The 17217-nt window shown below is 68.9% G+C and carries 17 protein-coding genes and 5 pseudogenes; 13 read left to right on the plus strand and 9 right to left on the minus strand.

Annotated elements, in window-relative coordinates; genetic code table 11:
* Positions 1-42: 42 nt before the first annotated feature.
* From CC117_RS39280 to CC117_RS23280, 3 genes and pseudogenes are all read left to right on the plus strand, one after another.
* Positions 43-285: pseudogene (locus tag CC117_RS39280) on the plus strand (NF041680 family putative transposase); the annotation flags it as partial.
* Between the two features lie 72 nt (positions 286-357).
* Positions 358-753 carry a hypothetical protein gene (locus CC117_RS23275; RefSeq protein ID WP_131803123.1) on the plus strand — a complete coding sequence of 132 codons (396 nt, stop codon included), beginning with the start codon at positions 358-360 and terminating at the stop codon, positions 751-753.
* 119 nt (positions 754-872) lie between these two features.
* Positions 873-1388, plus strand: a pseudogene (locus CC117_RS23280) (transposase); the annotation flags it as partial.
* Positions 1389-1437: 49 nt separating this feature from the next.
* Here CC117_RS23280 and CC117_RS23285 read toward each other — a convergent pair.
* From CC117_RS23285 to CC117_RS23290, 3 genes and pseudogenes are all read right to left on the minus strand, one after another.
* Positions 1438-1776 (minus strand): annotated as a pseudogene (locus tag CC117_RS23285) (DDE-type integrase/transposase/recombinase); the annotation flags it as partial.
* A gap of 72 nt (positions 1777-1848) precedes the next feature.
* The gene (locus CC117_RS38210) at positions 1849-2022 is read right to left on the minus strand and encodes a hypothetical protein (protein ID WP_198541956.1); all 174 of its coding nucleotides are present in this window, start codon (positions 2020-2022) and stop codon (positions 1849-1851) included.
* 65 nt (positions 2023-2087) lie between these two features.
* On the minus strand, positions 2088-2927 hold the full coding sequence (locus CC117_RS23290) for a hypothetical protein (RefSeq protein WP_084132644.1): 840 nt from the start codon (positions 2925-2927) through the stop codon (positions 2088-2090).
* A gap of 367 nt (positions 2928-3294) precedes the next feature.
* Here CC117_RS23290 and CC117_RS23295 point away from each other — a divergent pair, with 367 nt between their 5' ends.
* The 4 genes and pseudogenes from CC117_RS23295 to CC117_RS23310 all read left to right on the plus strand — a co-directional run bounded on the left by CC117_RS23295 (position 3295) and on the right by CC117_RS23310 (position 6437).
* On the plus strand, positions 3295-3786 hold the full coding sequence (locus CC117_RS23295; RefSeq protein WP_071087624.1) for a DUF2975 domain-containing protein: 492 nt from the start codon (positions 3295-3297) through the stop codon (positions 3784-3786).
* Positions 3786-4007 carry a helix-turn-helix domain-containing protein gene (locus CC117_RS23300; RefSeq protein WP_071087626.1) on the plus strand — a complete coding sequence of 74 codons (222 nt, stop codon included), beginning with the start codon at positions 3786-3788 and terminating at the stop codon, positions 4005-4007. Before CC117_RS23295 ends, CC117_RS23300 begins: the two co-directional genes overlap by 1 nt.
* A gap of 282 nt (positions 4008-4289) precedes the next feature.
* Positions 4290-4772, plus strand: a pseudogene (locus tag CC117_RS23305) (IS6 family transposase); the annotation flags it as partial.
* A gap of 315 nt (positions 4773-5087) precedes the next feature.
* A complete protein-coding gene (locus CC117_RS23310; protein ID WP_071087628.1) occupies positions 5088-6437 on the plus strand; it encodes a WD40 repeat domain-containing protein in 1350 nt (449 codons plus the stop codon).
* Between the two features lie 58 nt (positions 6438-6495).
* Here the strand turns inward: CC117_RS23310 and CC117_RS36595 are convergent.
* The 3 genes and pseudogenes from CC117_RS36595 to CC117_RS23325 form a co-directional block, all read right to left on the minus strand.
* Positions 6496-7035 (minus strand): annotated as a pseudogene (locus CC117_RS36595) (site-specific integrase); the annotation flags it as partial.
* A 154-nt stretch (positions 7036-7189) separates the two neighbouring features.
* Positions 7190-7507 (minus strand): hypothetical protein, encoded by a 318-nt coding sequence (locus tag CC117_RS36605; protein ID WP_071087630.1) that lies wholly within the window; start codon positions 7505-7507, stop codon positions 7190-7192.
* A gap of 9 nt (positions 7508-7516) precedes the next feature.
* Positions 7517-8077: a YdeI/OmpD-associated family protein gene (locus CC117_RS23325; RefSeq protein WP_071087631.1), complete on the minus strand. Its 561-nt coding sequence runs from the start codon at positions 8075-8077 to the stop codon at positions 7517-7519.
* A gap of 27 nt (positions 8078-8104) precedes the next feature.
* Between CC117_RS23325 and CC117_RS36610 the strand changes: the two genes are divergently transcribed.
* The 3 genes from CC117_RS36610 to CC117_RS23340 all read left to right on the plus strand — a co-directional run bounded on the left by CC117_RS36610 (position 8105) and on the right by CC117_RS23340 (position 10606).
* Entirely contained in the window at positions 8105-8368 is a 264-nt protein-coding gene (locus CC117_RS36610; RefSeq protein ID WP_071087633.1) for a hypothetical protein, read from the plus strand.
* 272 nt (positions 8369-8640) lie between these two features.
* Positions 8641-10329, plus strand: a complete 1689-nt coding sequence (locus CC117_RS23335) for a diguanylate cyclase (RefSeq protein WP_131803124.1) — start codon at positions 8641-8643, stop codon at positions 10327-10329.
* A gap of 94 nt (positions 10330-10423) precedes the next feature.
* A complete protein-coding gene (locus CC117_RS23340) occupies positions 10424-10606 on the plus strand; it encodes a hypothetical protein (RefSeq protein WP_071087637.1) in 183 nt (60 codons plus the stop codon).
* Between the two features lie 140 nt (positions 10607-10746).
* Here the strand turns inward: CC117_RS23340 and CC117_RS23345 are convergent, their stop codons facing one another.
* The 3 genes from CC117_RS23345 to CC117_RS23355 form a co-directional block, all read right to left on the minus strand.
* A complete protein-coding gene (locus CC117_RS23345) occupies positions 10747-12513 on the minus strand; it encodes a SpoIIE family protein phosphatase (RefSeq protein ID WP_071087640.1) in 1767 nt (588 codons plus the stop codon).
* Positions 12514-12584: 71 nt separating this feature from the next.
* Positions 12585-12824 carry a hypothetical protein gene (locus tag CC117_RS23350; RefSeq protein ID WP_071087642.1) on the minus strand — a complete coding sequence of 80 codons (240 nt, stop codon included), beginning with the start codon at positions 12822-12824 and terminating at the stop codon, positions 12585-12587.
* The gene (locus tag CC117_RS23355) at positions 12821-13054 is read right to left on the minus strand and encodes a hypothetical protein (protein ID WP_071087644.1); all 234 of its coding nucleotides are present in this window, start codon (positions 13052-13054) and stop codon (positions 12821-12823) included. Before CC117_RS23355 ends, CC117_RS23350 begins: the two co-directional genes overlap by 4 nt.
* A gap of 320 nt (positions 13055-13374) precedes the next feature.
* Here CC117_RS23355 and CC117_RS23360 point away from each other — a divergent pair, with 320 nt between their 5' ends.
* From CC117_RS23360 to CC117_RS23370, 3 genes are read left to right on the plus strand one after another with little or no spacing between them, the layout of a single operon-like run.
* Positions 13375-14664, plus strand: coding sequence for a glycosyltransferase (locus tag CC117_RS23360; RefSeq protein ID WP_071087646.1), 1290 nt, complete (start codon positions 13375-13377; stop codon positions 14662-14664).
* The gene (locus CC117_RS23365) at positions 14661-15677 is read left to right on the plus strand and encodes a glycosyltransferase (protein ID WP_071087732.1); all 1017 of its coding nucleotides are present in this window, start codon (positions 14661-14663) and stop codon (positions 15675-15677) included. The genes CC117_RS23360 and CC117_RS23365 overlap by 4 nt, the downstream gene beginning before the upstream one ends.
* Positions 15674-17194, plus strand: a complete 1521-nt coding sequence (locus CC117_RS23370; RefSeq protein ID WP_071087648.1) for a glycoside hydrolase family 130 protein — start codon at positions 15674-15676, stop codon at positions 17192-17194. Before CC117_RS23365 ends, CC117_RS23370 begins: the two co-directional genes overlap by 4 nt.
* Positions 17195-17217 lie beyond the last annotated feature (23 nt).

Consider the following 17217-nt stretch of genomic DNA (forward strand, 5'->3'; position numbering starts at 1 on the left):
CCCCGAACCTAGGCAGTGTTGCGACCGCCGCTAGAAACCACCCGTTTCGATATCGAGCACACCTTCCGGCTGTTCAAGCAGACCCTCGGCTGGACGGCCCCGAGGGTCCGCACCCCCGAGGCGGCCGATCGCTGGACCTGGTTGATCCTCGCCGCCTAYACACAGTTGCGGCTGGCTCGACCCCTGGCCGCCGACCGACGTCGACCGTGGGAGAAACCCAGCCCACCCGACCGTTTGACACCTGCACGCGTCCGCCGCGATTTCCGGCACCTGCGCACGAAGACCCCTCTGTGTCAGTCTCGGGTGAGACACCTGCCCGGTGCGGGTTGGCTACAGGGGGCGTGATCGGAGACCCTCGTGTTCATGGAGCCAGAGCCGCAGGAGCGGGCGAGCACGTCGTCACCGCGGCCTGACCCTGCGCCACGTCCGTCGCGGCGGGTGTTCAGCACGGCGTACAAGCTGCGGATCGTCACCGAGTACGAAAACGCCCCGCACGGAGAGAAAGGCGCGGTTCTGCGCAGGGAAGGGTTGTTCTCCTCACATGTGGTGGAGTGGACCCGGGCCCGTGACGCGGGCGCGTTCGGAGGAGGAGCACGTGAGGTGGCGCAGGGTCGGGAGAAGAAGCCGGTGAAGTCGGCGGAGCAGATCGAGTTGGAGAAACTGCGTCGGGAGAACGAGGGGTTGAAAGCAAAGCTCGCGACGACGGAGACCGCGCTGGATATCATGGGAAAAGCGCGCGTGCTCTTGGCTTGAGATTTAACCATCACATGATCGACTTCGACGACTTTAGCGATCTGCCGGACAGGTGGGCCCTGTTCGCGTGATCGTGTCTCCTCGCTGAGGACAACCCGGGTCACGCGAAGGTCGTAGAGGTGAGTTTGCTGCACGAGAACGCCAATGTTGAATCGTTGTCTGYATTGGCCCGTTTCCGTGATGGGTTCTACGATTGTTTGGACTCTCGGGCGGACACGCTGTTCGAACTGGCGGACGCRGTGATCTGCACGGAAGGCCCGGTGACCTCTCTGGTCGAGTTGTCGCTGGCGTCGGTGTTCCGCCGTGGCCACGGAGCCCTCTATGACGCGTTGGCGCAGGGCGCGGTCGATGAGGAGCGGCTGCGGGACCTGCTCGCTGACCAGCTCCCACCCGACAGTCCGCTGATCTTCGGTGTGGACGTCACGACCTTCCCGCGGCCGAACGCCGAATGCTCACCGGACCGGGGCCTGCACTACGCGCCGTGCCGCTGCGACGGCGACCGCAAGGTCGTGCCGGGCTGGGAGTTCCAGTGGGTGTCCGCCCTGGAATGGGGCCGCTCCTCGTGGACGCTGCCGGTCGACGCCCGCCGCCTGCCGCAGGGCTCCTGTCCGGTGACCTCGACCGCCGAGCGGGTCTGTTGCATTGGGGGATGGCAGGGCATGGTTGACCCTGTCGATCGTGTGATCAGATGACGAGGGTGAGCTCGGTGAACGCGGCTGTCAGTCGTGTGTGCGGGTCGGTGTCGATCCCGAGTTCGTAGTGACCGCGGCGGATGTTCTGGACGAATGCATGCCCTGCGCTGATCGTCTGGGCGGAGCGCAGCCGTTTCAGTCCGCGCATGGGTCGGAGTCTGGCTTTCAGGCGGCTGTGGTCGGCTTCGATCCGGTTGTTCTCCCGTGCGGCGTCGACGTGGCAGGCCCCGGGAAGCAGCTCGTCGAGGACCCGCGGGTAGACAGGGGGGGTCTGTTGCATCCAGCCGAAACAGCCGATCTTGACCGCAAATCTTCCGGCCTGAAGACCTCTCAGCCTGCCGGCAGGATGCTCGATGGCGACCGCGGAGGCCGTCAGCGGGCCTGTTCGCGAGAAGATTTGCGGTCAAGATCGGTTGCCTTCGCTGGATGCAACAGACCCTTCGAGGTGGCGGCGGAACGCACGCTCGCGGTTGGCGGCGATGGTCTCGCTGTCGCGCGCGATGTCCGGCTCGGTGCGGGCGGCTTCCTGGTAGATGGCCGGCGAGGAGGGCCAGGTCAGCGCCTCCATCGGATCCACGCCGCGCTCGAGGGTGACGACCGAGCTGCCCGTCCACGGGATCGACAGCGATACCGAACGGCGCTCTAGTTCGCCGCCGAGAGTGTGATCACGAGTCTGTCCGCTTCACGGGTCAGTGGACCGGCCAAGTCCGGGTGATCGCCGAAGTGGCGGGTCATCCTCAGCAGTTCGACGCACAGGAACAGCCGGGCCAGGGCGCCGGACCGGCACGATAGGTCCTCGGCGAACAGGTCCGACACCCGCGCGGCGACGGCCGGGACCAGCAGCGAGAACGCCCACAAGGTCGCGCCGTCGAGCCCACGCGGCCCCAGGCCCCAGCCCTCCCAGTCCAACAGCACCATGCGTGGCGCGGTCAGGTTCGCCCAGTGCACATCGGCGTGCGCCGTCGACCATTCGTCCACGGTCGGGTCCACCGCCGTACCGGCGTACTCAGAGATCCTCCTGTCGATCAGGTCCTGCCGGACCGCGACGCGGGTCGTGGTCGCACCGGCCAACGCGGTGAGCGATCCGCGCAGGGTCTCCCACCATGCGGCAGACAGGCCCTGCGGTTCCTCTCGGAGTTCCGGAGTGGAGCTGACCGCAGGTGCCTCGACGCGGGTCGTTTCGTCGGCCCGCCACACCAGGTCCCGCGTGGGGTCGGCCCAGCGCACGGACCCCAGGAGCCGCGGTTTCGGCACGCCGGTGAGGACGGAGGCGCATTCCTCCCCGGTCCAGATCCGCTCGTTGATCCGCGACACTGGGCGGAACAGGATCTTGACCCAGGTTCCCCGGCTCGTCGCGAATCCCATCGATTTTCCGCCCCACCCGAAGGCCGGATTCGCAAGGTCCAGATCCACGCGGAGCGCTGCCGTGCAGTGGTCGAGCACGTCCGGGACAGGGGTTTCCCGCAGATCGAGCACCGTCATCCCTCAAGGCTCGTCTGAGATCGAAGCATGAACTCCACCGGGTTCGGTCAGGGCACGTAGCCGGCTGGTGCGGTCGGTGCCGCGACAGGCAGCCCCCACCGGGCCGGCGACCACTCGCCGCACCTGCGACGTGTCCGTTCCTCAGGGTCATGTCTGCGATCAAGACCTGGCCTGGGGCCGGACAACTTCGATGGGAGCTGGCGCGGGTTGCCCGGCGCGTCGCGTACTTCCCAAGGATCATGGTAGGTGGGAGGGGCGGCGGCGTCCCGCCACGGCGCGAAACCGCCGCCTGTCCTCCGTCCCGACCTTTGCTCTACCTATCGAAAATCGATAGATTCCCATCGTGATTCGATGGGAAGGATGGGTCATGGGAAAGCTGACAGTGGGGGCGTTGCGCGCCGTGCTCGTGGTGGTGCTGGCCGGCGCCGTGTTCGTACAGGCAGGGATGGTGTGGGCGTTGGTCAGCGGGAGCGACCCGGAGGACGGGTCGCTCCCGCTGACCCCACTGCGCGTGATCACGATCCTGGGCATGGTGTCGGTCCAGGTCGTCCTGCTCTGTATATGGCGGCTGGTGACGATGGTGCGCCGCGGAACCGTGTTCTCCCATGCCGCCTTCCGATACGTGGACGTCGTGATCGGCGCGATCGTGGCGGCTGCCCTCGTGTGGTTCGCGGTCACGGTCCTCAATGCGCCGGGCCAGCGGGACGACCCGGGCGTCACCGTCATCATGGGCGGTGTCGGCCTTGCCATCCTGGGGGTCGCGCTCCTCGTGCTCGTGCTGCGGATGCTGCTCGCCCAGGCCGTCGCACGCGACGTCGAAGCGTCGCAGCTGCAGGCCGAGCTGGACGAGGTGATCTGATGCCGATCGCCGTCGACATCGACGTGATGCTGGCCAGGCGGAAAATGTCCGTGGGCGAGCTCGCGGACCGTGTAGGGATCACTCCCGCCAACCTGGCGGTACTCAAGAACGGCCGCGCCAAGGCGGTGCGCTTCGCGACCCTCGCCGCGCTCTGCGAGGTGCTCAACTGCCAGCCGGGCGACCTGCTGCGTTGGGAGCCCGAGGACGCCGCGGGCGGATGACGTGCCCCCGGGCAGGCGTGAAACACCTGCCACCACCGGCCCGTGACGCGGCGCGTGAGCCGCATGGACGTGGATCACCGATCACTCGCAGCACCGTCCCGACCCCGATGGGCAGATTCCGGTCGTCCTGCACCGCACCGTCCTGGTCGACGATCCCGGCCTGTGAACGTGCCCTCCCCACAGCAGAAGGGCTGTTGCATCGGCGAAGTCCGCCATCACGAAGCTGCCGATCAGTCATGATCGAATGATGCGTCGACGTCGTGTCCGTCCACCGGCTCCGATCGGCACCGCCCTGGGGACAGGCGGTGCGTCGACGAGACCTATGTGAAGGTCACCGGCCGGTGGACCTACCTGTACCGGGCCGTTGACCAGCACGGCCAGGTCATCGACGTTTTGGCCAGCACCCGCCGTGACCAGGCCGCGGCACGCCGCTTCTTCGCCCGGGCGCTGTCCCATGGCCGCCGGCCGGTCGAGGTCACCACCGACAAGGCGCCGGTCTACCCGCGGATCCTCGACGAGCTGCTCCCTGGGGCCTGCCACGTCGACGCCGCCAGGGAGAACAACCGGATCGAAACCGACCACGGCCGGTTGAAAGCCCGGCTCCGCCCGATGCGCGGACTGAAACGGCTGCGCTCCGCCCAGACCGTCAGTGCCGGACACGCCCTCGTGCAGAACATCCGCCGCGGCCACTACGAACTTGCCGTCGACACCGATCCRCACCTTCGCCTTGCTACCGCGTTCACCGAGCTCGCCCGCGCCGTCTGACCGTGGTCGCCAAGGCCCCTGGCGTGCGTCGGATCCTCCGAATGCAACAGCGCCGATCCGGAGACTCGATGTCCGATGTTCCTGGTGTCCAACGGTTCATGTAGCGTCGCCAGTAATTGCGTGCTGCCGAGTATCCAGGCCTGCCCCACCACGACCGGATAGGCCAACCTTGGCGGGGTCCAGCGCTGGGGCGAAACGGAGGTCTATTGCATGACGTCTCACAGCGCGGGCCCAGTGACACCAGCCGGGACCCGAACCTGGAGAGTTCGTCGCGTCTGGTCCTGCGCCGGCCCTGAGCTGGTCGCACTGACCCACTTGATTCTCGTTGGCCTCGCCGCGAAGGGCACTCTCTACTCGCTCGCTCACGATGACATTGACGGACTGAACTACTTCTTTCAGTTTCCGCTTGCACTTCCATGGCTTTTTCTGGGGTTTCTACTTGACCTCGATGATGTGGAGTACGCCTATTTCCTCGCATGCTGTGGAGTGTTCAATGCGTTGCTGATCTACGCCTGGCTGGTACTGGGACGTGCGCAGAGCCGGGTGGCGGGCGGAACGGGACAGCCAGCGTCTACGGATGTAGGAGCGGCTCCCGTCAGCGGTCGCCAGGGTCATCGGTTCTCCCGGCACGATCTTGTCGGTACGCTGGCCGTCTTGGTGCCACTGGCCGCAGTAGCGATCACGCTGATCTGGCGCGAAGCCAATGAGGTTGACCCCGTCGCCACCATTGCTGCCCACGAGGGTTCCGCCGGGGCTGTAGCCTTCAGTTCTGATGGCCGTCTGCTCGCCAGCGCCGGCCACGACGGCGCGGTGCGGCTGTGGGCTGTTGACCAGGAGGCGGTGCATCCCCAGCTTCTGACGTCGGTCATCGCTGATGACTTCCTGAACTCGTATGACAAGGTCGCGTTCAGCGGGGATCATCGGATCCTGGTCGCCTCGCGCTATGACGGCAAGGTGACTATCTGGAACGTGGTCGACTCCGCCACCCTGACCGAGTCCGCGACTCTTCCCAGTAATGCCGGCCTTTTTACCGGGATGGACCTCAGGTCTGACGGAAAGGTCCTCGCCAAGGCTACCAACGACCATACGGTGCAACTATGGGGTCTAGCGGACCCGGCAAACCCTGTCCGACTCGCGACGTTTGACGCCAGGCGTGGCGGTAACATCACGGCGATCACTTTCGGTAGCAATGGTCGGACTCTGGCTATTGCATCGTCTGTGGCGGTCGAGCTGTGGAACGTCGCGGATCCGAGCCGGCCGACTCTCGCTGCCGTCGTCGCCGAATCAGTTGGCGGTGTGGACGACACCGTGTTCGGCTCTGATGACGCCCTCCTCGCGGTCACTCAGTTCGGCGACCACGCCGTGACGCTATGGGATGTGTCAGATCCCAGCCGTCCGCGGCTGGCCGCGACGCTTCCGACGGACGGCAGGGCTCTGGCGGTCGCGTTCAGCCCTGATCGCAGGACTCTCGCCATCGCCATCGACAAGGCTGTTCGGCTCTGGGATATCAGCGATCTCCAAAATCCCGCGGAAGGGGCCACCTTCAGTGGTCACGACGGGTGGGTCGGCGGCCTCGCATTCAGACCGACGGGTGCCATCCTGGCGAGCACTGGCGACAACGGAAAGATCCGTCTATGGAATGAAAGCTCCTTCTCTGCCCGATAGAAGCCTCTGACTGATAGGAAGTGTGCCGCGGTCCGGTTCTCCGCGTCGCATTTCCAGATCAGAAGGTCAGTGCTTCGAGGATCTCCGCAGCGCCGGTGGTCGCGACCTTGCGGCCGAAATAGCGGTCCTGGGTGATGCTGGGTGAGGAATGGCCGAGCTGGTCTGCCGCTGCGCGGGCTGTAAGGCCGCTGAAGTCCATCGCTGTCGCGACGGACTTCCGACCAACGACGTGGGACGTCGCCGATTCCATGCCGACTTTACGGAAGGCATCCCGCAGATCGGCCTGCGTGTTCGACGGATCCCGAAGCCCACCGAGTGGCGCTGGGAAGACAGGAGCGTCGGCGGACTGATCATCGTGGCGACGTCGCAGAGTGGTGAGCATCCAGGATGGCAGGATGAGACGCCGGTAGCCGCTCTTCGTCTTGGGCTTCGGCTTGTTGATGAGGCCCTGACCAGCGATGCGGACGACTGTTGAGCGGATCTCGATCCAGCCTTCGTCGAGGTTGACGGCACCCCAGGTGAGGCCAGCGGCCTCACCGATCCGGACACCGGTGCTCATCAGGAAGTCCACGAAGTCGGGGATGTCTCTGCGGATCGCCACGTGGTCGTAGGTGAGGAAGCAGCGAATCCGCCCGACTCCGTCCCAGACCCAGCATCACGGCGACATCCGACACGTCGATCAGGTCCAGCTCACACTCACCGCTCACAGACACGGGACAGTAAGTGCGTTCCCTTGTCCGGTCTCACTCGTCTCAGCCACCAGCGGTGGCAGTAGCGAGCTTCTGTTCAAGGTGCACGGACACGACGACGGTGAGGACGACCACGGCGGGGCCGGCACGTGCGCCGTGCGTGCGGGTCGCGTACCCAGGCTCGCAGCCGACAGCCCGTTCGTTGCGTTGCTGGACCCGGCGGAGGACGACCAGTCCGGCAACCCCGGTGCGGGCGAGTCCGTCGGCACCTGATCCACCGGGCTCATGCCGAGCCCTGTCCCGGAAGCGGCCCGACACCGTCACGGTGTCGGGCCGTTCGCCGTTCGCCGTTCCCGTCCCGCCTGCCTTGTCACCATGCACGGCTGGAGCTCAYGTGCTGCCGGCATCCTCGTTCTTGTCCGCGTTCGCCTGGTGGTGCCTACCGCTGCCTGCTCCCTCGCGCGCAGATCCGTGACAGTGACGGGTGTGCGGGTCCTGAGCAGTGTCTCGGCCGGTGCCGTTGCCCGTCATGGTGGGCGCGACCGGCGCGCGAGGATGGCGCCACGTCTCCCGGACGGCTGTACCTAGGTTTGCAAGGCCCATCGTGATCGTGATGGGCCAGTTGATGTGGCCATCGACCAGCAGCGTCGCGACRCCGACGATGGGGCTGATGACGAGAGAGACCCGGAGTGCGCTGATCATTTCCTGGGTGATGCCGCGGTCTCGCTGTCGCTGCACCGATCGGTGCAGGGCACCCGCCGCCGCGTAGTTCGCCGTCCGCTCCGCCCTTTTCCGGCGGGTGTGGCGGGCGGCAGCCTTCGCGACCCACCTCGCGTATAGCTGGCGTGTCTCCTCTGATTGCAGCCCCCATTGCTCCCGGGCATCGGCGGTAGCGTCGAGCGCATCGGCCAACTCGGTTGGTAGGCCGACAGGCGCGCCCGGGGCGGTCACAGCACCATTGTCACCTATTCCGTCCTGATGCCGCTGTCCGAGGTGCTGCACCAGTTTGGCGACCCGGATCTCGCGGTCGCGGCCGCTGACCAGGCGATTCGCGCTTTCCTGCGCAACTCGGCGGCCATCAACCGGACGCCGGCTCACGTGGCCCGTCACGTTCCCGCCTTCCGGAAAGCCGTGCTCATCTCGGCCGACATTCACGCCCGGTTCGGCCGCGACGACATCGCGGCAGCCGCCCAGGCGCTCTCCGCGGTGACCACGCTGTACGGCGCGACCCCAGACCAGTAGCCCTGCTCGGACCGGTGGCGGCTGGAGGCCTGGGCGCGGACCTTCAGGGTCTCCTGGATCATTCCGTTTCTGGGGAGGTCTTCCAGGCCGATGAGGTCAGCGGCGTCGCGGATGTGGACGCCGGCTCCGTGGGCCGGAACGCCTGGGGATGAGGCGTGGGCAGCACCAGGGAGAGGCGGTGCTCGACTTCGGTCGCGCAGCGTGATCGTCGGACATGCGCGCCATCTGCGGAGCAGGCATCGTGGGCGTACATGACTGAAGGAGGCCGGCCCTTGACAGATGGCGGCATCGACAGGCAGACGGACAGGAAGCCCCCGGCGGACAGCGCGCGTGGTGTGCGGGTCCAGCCCGTCACGGAGCGGACCTTCCGCACCCTGTTGGCGCTGGTGACAGCGCTGTTCGTACTGGCGGCGGCGGGCCAGCTGGTTCTCTCCGGGCAGCTGCGGCTGGTCGTCCAGGCGACGGCTCTGTTCGTCTGCGGCGTGGCGTCGACCGTGTTCGCGGTCATCGGGATCGTGCGCACTCGTGGCGTCGACCGCAGGTGGCGATTACTGGTCGCTGCCGGCCCGCTCTCCGCGCTGCCCGGCGCGTTCGAATGGACACGGCAATACTCGTCCGGCAATCCACTGCAACTTCAGTTGACGGCGAGCGAGAGCCTGTTTCTGATCGCTCCGCTCCTCACGATCGCGGGCCTGATCTGTGTTCCCGCCCGCGCCGACGACGTGCCGACGCGAGCGCCTCCACCTCCGACCGGCGGCTGGTGGCTGCGGTACTCCCACGCGGTCATCGCCCTGGACAGCCTGATGATCGTCCTGTCGATGATCATGATCGCATGGTTCGCCGCGCTGCGGGACATCACCCACAGCGGGATCAGCGGGACGTCGTTCGTCATCGCAGTCAGCTTCACGCTCACCTCGGCGCTGCTGGTGGTGGTTCTGGTGCTGGTGGCGACCTTTCGTCAGCCCAGAAACGGCCGTGCGGTCGCCCTGCTCGGCGCCGGCCTCGTCGTGCTCGCCGCGTCCGAAACGGTGCTGGTCCAGCTCAGCCTGCCTGATCCGGTCGGATTGGAGGGCAGCGGACCGACATGGCTCGGAGCGGCCTTGGCCCCGTTGCTGGTTGCCCTCGCCATGATCGCGCCCGAGCGAGGCGGCCGGCCACTCGTGCCTCCGGCCGTCCGCCCCGCAACCAGCCGATCCATCTGGTCGGGGCGGGCGGTCCGCAACTGGCTGCACGCCTATCTGCCCTATCTGCCGCTCGGCGTCGCCGCGGCGCTCGTTCTGGCGAGTGCCCTGCGCGACGGTGCGTTGCACGGGCCGCCCCTCTACCTTGCGACCTGCCTCGTCACGCTGGTCAGCCTCCGCCAGATAGTCATCATCGCGGAGAACCGCCGGCTGGTCAGCGATGTGCAGCGTGCGCACCAGCGGCTCGAGTACCAGGCGTATCACGACGGGCTGACCGGGCTGGCCAACCGTGTCCTGTTCACCCGTGAGCTCGAGAAGGCGGTGACCGCGCACAGCCAACACCGAACACCCGTGGTCGTGCTGTTCTGCGATATCGATCACTTCAAGACCGTCAATGACACGTATGGTCATTCCGCTGGCGACGAACTCCTCCGTACGGTCGCGGCCCGCCTCCGCACCGCGATACGTCACGACGACCTCGCCGCCCGCGTCGGCGGCGACGAGTTCGCCGTCCTCCTCGCCGGCACCAGTACCGAGGCCAGTCCCCATGTTGTCGGCGAACAGTGCGCGCAACGTATCGCGGTCGGCATGCTCCGGCCCGTCACTCTCGGCGGTCGCCCTCGGCAGATCCAGATCAGTATCGGTCTGGCGATTGCCGACGGGTGGCAGCCATCCACCTCCGCCGGACAGTTACTCCATCAGGCCGATACCGGCATGTACAGCGCGAAGCGTAGGCGGGCGAAAAACCGACAAGGTGCCTCGTCCGCCGGCAGGCGGTAAGGCGGGTGCGAGTGTGTGGCGGGTCTGCGGGGTAGGTGGTACTTCAGGCCGTGCGAGTTCCCCAGCCGTGGCCCTGAGCTGGAAACGAGTACCTGTGAGCCTGCTGGCCAGCCTGCTGCGTGAGTTCGGCGACGACGACCGTGACCACATGCTTACTCTGATTCGGACCAGCATCGCCGAGGACCTGGACGCGGTCGCTGGTGGTGCTGCTCCGGCCCGGCAGGTGGATGTCGGCACCCGCAGCCGCCGGACCCGGGCGACGACCGCCCTGGCCTGATCCGCTCCCGCCACCGTGGGCATGACGACAACTGCCGGCGGTGACAGCCGTCCCTTTCGATCGAGGAAAGTTCCGTAGGAATGCTGTCAGCCCGCCGCGGAGCGCTCCCGAGGACGAAGAAGACACGTTCTTCGTCATTGTCAGGACAACGGCACGGCGCGAATCGCGAGAAGGGCGATGTCGTCTTCTCCGTTGAGTGGTGCCATCCGTCTCAGGACGCCGTCGCAGAGACGGGCGAGATCCGTGCGCGCAAGGTCCGCCAGGACTGCGCGCAGGTCGTCGAGTCCTTCGTCGAACGATGCGTCGCGGCGTTCGACGAGGCCGTCGGTGTAGAGCAGCAGGGTGGCGCCGAGCGGTAGGGGCACGGCATGGTCGTGGCGGTCGGCGTGGGTGTCGAGGCCGAGGAGGCGGTCGGTCTTCTCCGTTTCGAGGACCTCCGTGATCCCACCGGGGTGGATCATGATCGGCGGGGGGTGYCCGGCGTTGCTCCAGCRCACCGTCCGTGCACTGGTGGAGGCGTCGACCTGGGCGAGGACAGCGGTGGCGAGGGTGTCGATGCCCAGGCCCTGGGCGGCGTGTTCGAGCGTGCCGAGGATGCCGGCGAGCGGACCGGGTGCGCGGTGTTCGTCCGCGGCGCCGGTGTGGGTGAGGTCGGCGGTGTGGGTGAGGTCGGCGGTGTAGGCCAGGGTGCGCAGGAGGCCGCGTAGCTGCCCCATCTGTGCGGCCGCGGTGCTGTCGTGCCCGGTGACGTCACCGATCACGAGGACTGTCGAGCCGTCGGGGTGTTCGAACGCGTCGTACCAGTCGCCGCCGATCTGGGCGACGTCCTGCGCGGTCTGGTAGCGCACCTCGATCTGGAGGCCGGCCGGGCGTGGCGGTGGGGTCAGCAGGGCCTGTTGCAGCGCCTCCGAGAGTTCCCGTACCTGCAGCGCGGTACGGCGTTCCTGTCGGATGGCGCGGACGCGGTGCAGGGTCTGCGCGCACTGGGCTGCGAAGCCGGCGAGGAGATCGATCTCGCTTGCGGTGGGGGCGTGTTCCTCGGCCCAGGAGGCGGCGAGGCTGCCCAGGACCTGCCCCTGGACGGTGAGGGGGAGGAAGGCCCACCCCTTGCGGGCGGTGTCGGCGTAGACGGCGGTCATCACCGGGTCGAACCGTAGCCCGGACGCCACGGTGGGCAGCAGGAGCCGTTGGCCGGTGCGGGCGGTCCAGCAGGCGGGCAGCGGGCTGTCGTGGGGGGCGGTGCCGTAGGTGAGCTGGACCTGCTCGCCGAGAGCGGCGTTGACGGTGATGCGCCAGTTGCCGGTCTCGTCGGGTGAGATCACGGCGCCGCCGTCGGCGCCCAGGGTGGCCAGCCCCCGGCCGACCACCACGGCTTCCAGGGCCTCGATGGTGTCGACGGAGGTCAGAGCGAGAGCGACCTCCGCCAGGCTCGCCGCCTGCCGCGCGGCGAGGTCGCGGGCCGCTGAGGCGACGAGGAGCGCCTGGGTGGTGAATCGTTCCCGCTCGATCGCCTTGTGGCGTTCCGTCACGTCAAAGAAGTAGGCCACGACTCCGCCGGCCTCGTCGGTGTCACCCGTGACGTGGATGTCGAGCCATCGGTTCAGCGGCTCAGGGTAGAAGATCTCGATGTTCTCCGGCACCCGGTGTGCCGCGACGCGGCGGTAGACGGTCTCGAAGTCGGTGCCGACGACCGCGGGGAAGACGTCCCACAACGATCTGCCGAGCAGGTCGCCGCGGGACTGCCCGCACAGACGCTCCCCCTCGGGGTTGACTCCGCTGCAACGCCAGTCGGCGTCCCAGGCAATGAACCCCACCGGCATCGAGCGCAACAGCTGCTCGGCCCGACGTTCAAGGGGCGTCAGCCCCTGCTCCGAGCCCGACGTCACCGCCTCCGCCTTGTCTTCCACGATCTGGGATCACCGGACGTTCAACCGCAGGCTCAGAGGAAAATACCCGGGGCACGCTGGCCGCACGCTGGTCAGTCACGGTCGGGTGTCTCAGGCGGCTCGGCGGGGAGCCCGACCCATCGCCCGTCTCGGTGGACGACTGCTGTCGCGCCGTCCACGGCGTGCCTGCGTGCGGCCTGTTCGGAGTCGCACAGGACAACCACAGCGCTGTCGTGGGGGCGGTAGCCCCACCGGGTGTCAGTCATGGCGGGTATCTCCTCGATGGTGGCGCGCCGCGTGGCCTGGGTCTCCGTCGCCCGAACGTCGCTCATCGCGGGTCGGGCCTCTGGACCATCCACCCGCGGATCTGGTCGATCGGGACAAGCATCTCTCCGGTCCTGTTCTCGAGGAGTGCTCGCAGGCACGGGACCACCTGCTCGCCGATCTCGACGTTTTCGAACCGGGGTTCGCGCAGGAGATGCCAGTGTCCGTCCGGGAGCAGGGCCTCATAGATCTCTGCGGGGTCGAGGGTGCGGGAGTAGGGCGTCGAGGGTGTGGCCATCACTGGTCTCCTTGACTGGTGGGCCCGGCGGCGACCACGACGGCCGCGCACACGCCGTGGCACGCCGATCGGGTGAAGGGCCTCGGCCAGGGTGGCGGGCCGCCAAAAATGCCCGGACCCGGCAGCGAGCGGTGCCGGATGGTCCCCCGGTTTGCTTTCGATATTCCCGAAGACTATAAGTGGGCTAACACTCGACAAGGTTGAGTGTCAACCTCCGGCGCGACGGGTGCCCGGGTCACAACCCGATCATCGTGTTCGTTGTGGGCCCCGCTGGCGGCCGGCACTCCTCCACACGGCTCAAGCCTGGGAGGAATCAGCTCGTGCCCCTGCGTTATGGCTTTCTCAGCACGTATCCGCCCACCCAGTGCGGTCTCGCGACCTTCACTGCCGCTCTGATCGATGAGCTGAACAGCCCGGCGCTCGGTGCGTCCAGTGGGGTGGTACGTCTCCTGGACGCCCCCGACCGGGCCGGTGCCACGGCCGGGCCAGCAGGGCCAGCAGGGCCAGCTGGGCTGACCGGGCTGGCCGCACCGCTGGCGCGCCCACCGGGTCGATCCGGGCCGGCGGGCCGGYCGGTTCTGGTCGGGGATCTCGTCGCCGGCACGCCGGGCGGTCCGCGGGCGGCGGCACGGCTCCTGAACGGTTTTGACGTCGTCGTGGTGCAGCACGAGTACGGCGTGTACGGAGGCCCGGACGGCGACGAGGTGCTCGCGGTRCTCGACGCCCTCGACGTGCCGGTGATCGTCGTCCTGCACACCGTCCTGGTGGAGCCGACGCCGCACCAGCGGCAGGTCCTGGAGTCCGTGGTCGCGTCGGCGGACGCGGTGGTCGTGATGACCGAGACCGCGAGGGTCCGGCTCGTCGAGGGTTTCCAGGTCCATCCACGACGGGTGGTGGTCATCCCGCACGGCGCGGCGGACAACCGCCGGGCGCCGGCGGAGCACAGCGGCGGGCCGACCGTCCTCACCTGGGGCCTGATCGGGCCGGGGAAGGGCATCGAGTGGGGCATCGCCGCGATGGCGGACCTTGCCGACCTCGATCCCGCACCGCACTACGTCATCGCGGGTCAGACCCATCCGAAGGTCCTTGCCCGGGAGGGCGAGGCATACCGGGAGGGGCTGGCCACTCAGATCCGTGACCTGGGCCTGACCGACTCGGTGAGCTTCGACGACCGCTACCTGGACCCGGTGTCCCTCGCGGAGCTCGTGCGCCGGGCCGATGTCGTCCTGCTGCCGTACGACTCGGTGGACCAGGTGACCTCCGGCGTCCTCATCGAGGCGGTCGCCGCGCTGCGGCCGATCGTCGCGACCCGGTTCCCGCATGCGGTCGAGCTTCTCGGCGACGGTAGCGGACTGCTCGTGCCGCACCGGGACCCTGCGGCCATCGCCGCCGCGGTGCGTCGCATAGCGACCGACAAGGCGGTGAGCGCCGGCCTGGCCAGTGCCGCGGCCGTCCAGGCACCCGACCTGCTGTGGCCGGCGGTCGCCGGCCGCTACCGGCAGCTGGCCGCCGGACTGGTCGCCCGCACCGGGAGCCGGCCGTCGACGGCGCCCGTGCCTGTGCTGCCTGCGCCCGCCCCCGCCCCCGCGCCGATGCCGGCGGCCCGGTGAGCTCCGCGGTCTCGTTCGACCATCTGTTCCGGCTCACCGACGACATCGGACTGTTCGAGCACGCCCTCGGTTCGGTGCCACGCCGGGAGCACGGCTACTGCGTGGACGACGTCGCGCGCGGGCTGGTCGTCCTCGCCCGCGAGCCGTCGCCCGGGGTGGACCTGGTGCGGCTGTTGGAGCGCTACCTCGCCTTCGTGCTGGCCGCGCAGGGGGCGGACGGCGCCGTCCGCAACCGGCGGGACAGCGACGGGCGGTGGCGGGATGATCCCGGCCTCGGTGACTGCTGGGGCCGGGCGCTGTGGGGGCTGGGCACCGCGGCCGCCTCCGCGCCGACGCGGCGGTTGCGGGCCTCGGCGCGGGCCGGTTTCCTCGCCAGCGCGGGGGGCCGCTCGCCCTGGCCGCGGGCCATGACGTTCGCGGCGCTCGGTGCCGGGGAGGTGCTGCTCGCCCATCCGGATGACGAGCCGGCGCACGCGCTGCTCACCGCCGCCGTCGAGGCGATCGGACCGGTCGGTGCCGACCCGGGCTGGCCGTGGCCGGAGCCCACCCTGCGCTACGCCAACGGGGCCGTCCCGGAGGCGCTGATCCTCGCCGGCATGTGCCTGCCCGACAAGGCGGTGCTCGCGGACGGTCTGCGGCTGTTGGCGTGGCTGCTCCAGGTGGAGACCCGGGACGGGAACCTGTCACCGACCCCGGTCGGCGGTCGCCGGCGGGGGGGAGATCCCGGGCCCGGTTTCGACCAGCAGCCCATCGAGGCCGCGGCGATCGCGGACGCCTGCGCCCGTGCCCACGCGGCGACCGGACGGAAAAGATGGCTGGCCGGCCTCGGCCGCGCCCACGGGTGGTTCCTCGGGGACAACGACAGTTCGACGGCGTTACTCAACCCCGATACCGGCGGCTGTTACGACGGGCTCGAGGCCGGCGGCCGCAACCTCAACCAGGGCGCCGAATCGACGCTTGCGCTGCTCTCCACGAGCCAGCACGCCCGCCGCCTCCTGGCATTGATGCCTTGATCGGGAACACCCGGGCCACAGCCACCGGGTCGGCCCAGAACGACCTGGTCACGCGGCATCCGCTGGGGCTCGCCCCGAGYAGCGACCGGGTTGTCGCGAAGCTCTTCCTCCCCGGTGAGGAGGGCAGCCAGCCGCACTCCCGGGCCGCCGGCATCGTGGCCCGCGCCCTCGCCCTGCCCGAGCGGGAGGTCGACAGCCTGGTCGCCGACCTCCTCGACCGGTTCGAACCGCGCCACCAGGACTACCGGGGCATCCTCGCGCGGCACGCCGCGGTGGTGGTGCCCCGGGTGCCGGTACCCGCGGAGCTCTCCCCTGCGCGCAGTCTGCTGCTCGGCGCGTGCTTCACCGCCGAGTACGCGGTGGAGGGCGCGGCCGTCACCAACCCCTCGGCGGTGAAGCACCCCGACCAGGCCGGGCTGCCGTCCGGCGCACTGCGCCTGGCGTTGAGCCTGCGCGCCGTCGGGGAGGGCCATCTCTCCTCGATCGGCTTCGCCGCCGCGGTGATCGGCCCGGGCCCGGCGGTGCGCCTGGAGCCGCGGACCGGCCCACTGACCACCGGCGTCGCCGTACCCGTCGAGTGGGAGGCCGCCCGGCTGCGCGCCGTGCTCACCGAGCACGGGCTCGACGACGAGGTCACCCGTGCGGTCCTGCAGAGCCTGGACCCACCCCGGCCCGGCAGCGAACCCGATCCCGATCTCTCCCGTGCCTTCGCCGCGGTTCCCCCCGACCTGCTCCGACGCCCCCAGGCGCCCGGGATCCTCGCCGGGATCCGCTCGATCGCCGGAGCCTTGCGGCGGGTCGAGTTCCCGTCCGACAGCGCCCTGCCGCAACGGGTGCTGTGGCCCACCGTCAGCAGCGAGAGCAACGGCATGGAGGACGCGCGATTCGTCCGGTTCACCGCACCGGACGGGACCGTGGACTACCGGGCCACCTACACCGCCTTCGACGGCACGGACATCTCCCCGCGCCTGCTCACCAGCCCCGACCTGCGGGTCTTCACCACCGCACCGCTCGCTGGCCCGGCCGCCCGGAACAAGGGCATGGCGCTGTTCCCACGGCTGGTGGGCGGCCGTCACCTTGCGCTCTGCCGCTCCGACGGCGAGTCGACCGGACTGACGGCCTCCGACGACGGGCAGGTCTGGGAGCCGGCGCGGCCGCTTCACGGGCCGCGGGCCGCCTTCGAGCTGCTCCAGGTGGGCAACTGCGGGTCCCCGATCGAGACGGCGGCCGGCTGGCTCACGCTCACCCACGGCGTCGGGCCGATGCGGACGTACACCATCGGCGCGATCCTGCTTGATCTCGACGACCCGGGAAGGGTGGTCGCGGCCCTGCCCGAACCGCTGCTCGCCCCGATCGGGCAGGAGACCGAGGGCTATGTCCCCAATGTCGTCTACTCCTGCGGAAGCCTGGTCCACCACGGTCTGCTGTGGCTGCCGTAYGGCATCGGCGACACCCGGATCGGGATGGCCAGCGTGCCCGTCGACCGGCTCCTCGCACGCATGGTTCCCGCCGTGTGACCGGCCCCCGCGGGAGCGACGGC

The sequence above is a fragment of the Parafrankia colletiae genome, assembly GCF_001854655.1.
In the GTDB taxonomy this organism is placed as follows: domain Bacteria; phylum Actinomycetota; class Actinomycetes; order Frankiales; family Frankiaceae; genus Parafrankia; species Parafrankia colletiae.

What these genes read in the sequence shown, in the direction of transcription:
- CC117_RS23295 (WP_071087624.1), top strand. Translation starts at nt 3,295, where the DNA reads ATGGGAAAGCTGACAGTGGGGGCGTTGCGCGCCGTGCTCGTGGTGGTG.
- CC117_RS23355 (WP_071087644.1), bottom strand. Translation starts at nt 13,054, where the DNA reads ATGGCCACACCCTCGACGCCCTACTCCCGCACCCTCGACCCCGCAGAG.
- CC117_RS23300 (WP_071087626.1), top strand. Translation starts at nt 3,786, where the DNA reads ATGCCGATCGCCGTCGACATCGACGTGATGCTGGCCAGGCGGAAAATG.
- CC117_RS36610 (WP_071087633.1), top strand. Translation starts at nt 8,105, where the DNA reads ATGCCGCTGTCCGAGGTGCTGCACCAGTTTGGCGACCCGGATCTCGCG.
- CC117_RS23290 (WP_084132644.1), bottom strand. Translation starts at nt 2,927, where the DNA reads ATGACGGTGCTCGATCTGCGGGAAACCCCTGTCCCGGACGTGCTCGAC.
- CC117_RS23350 (WP_071087642.1), bottom strand. Translation starts at nt 12,824, where the DNA reads ATGAGCGACGTTCGGGCGACGGAGACCCAGGCCACGCGGCGCGCCACC.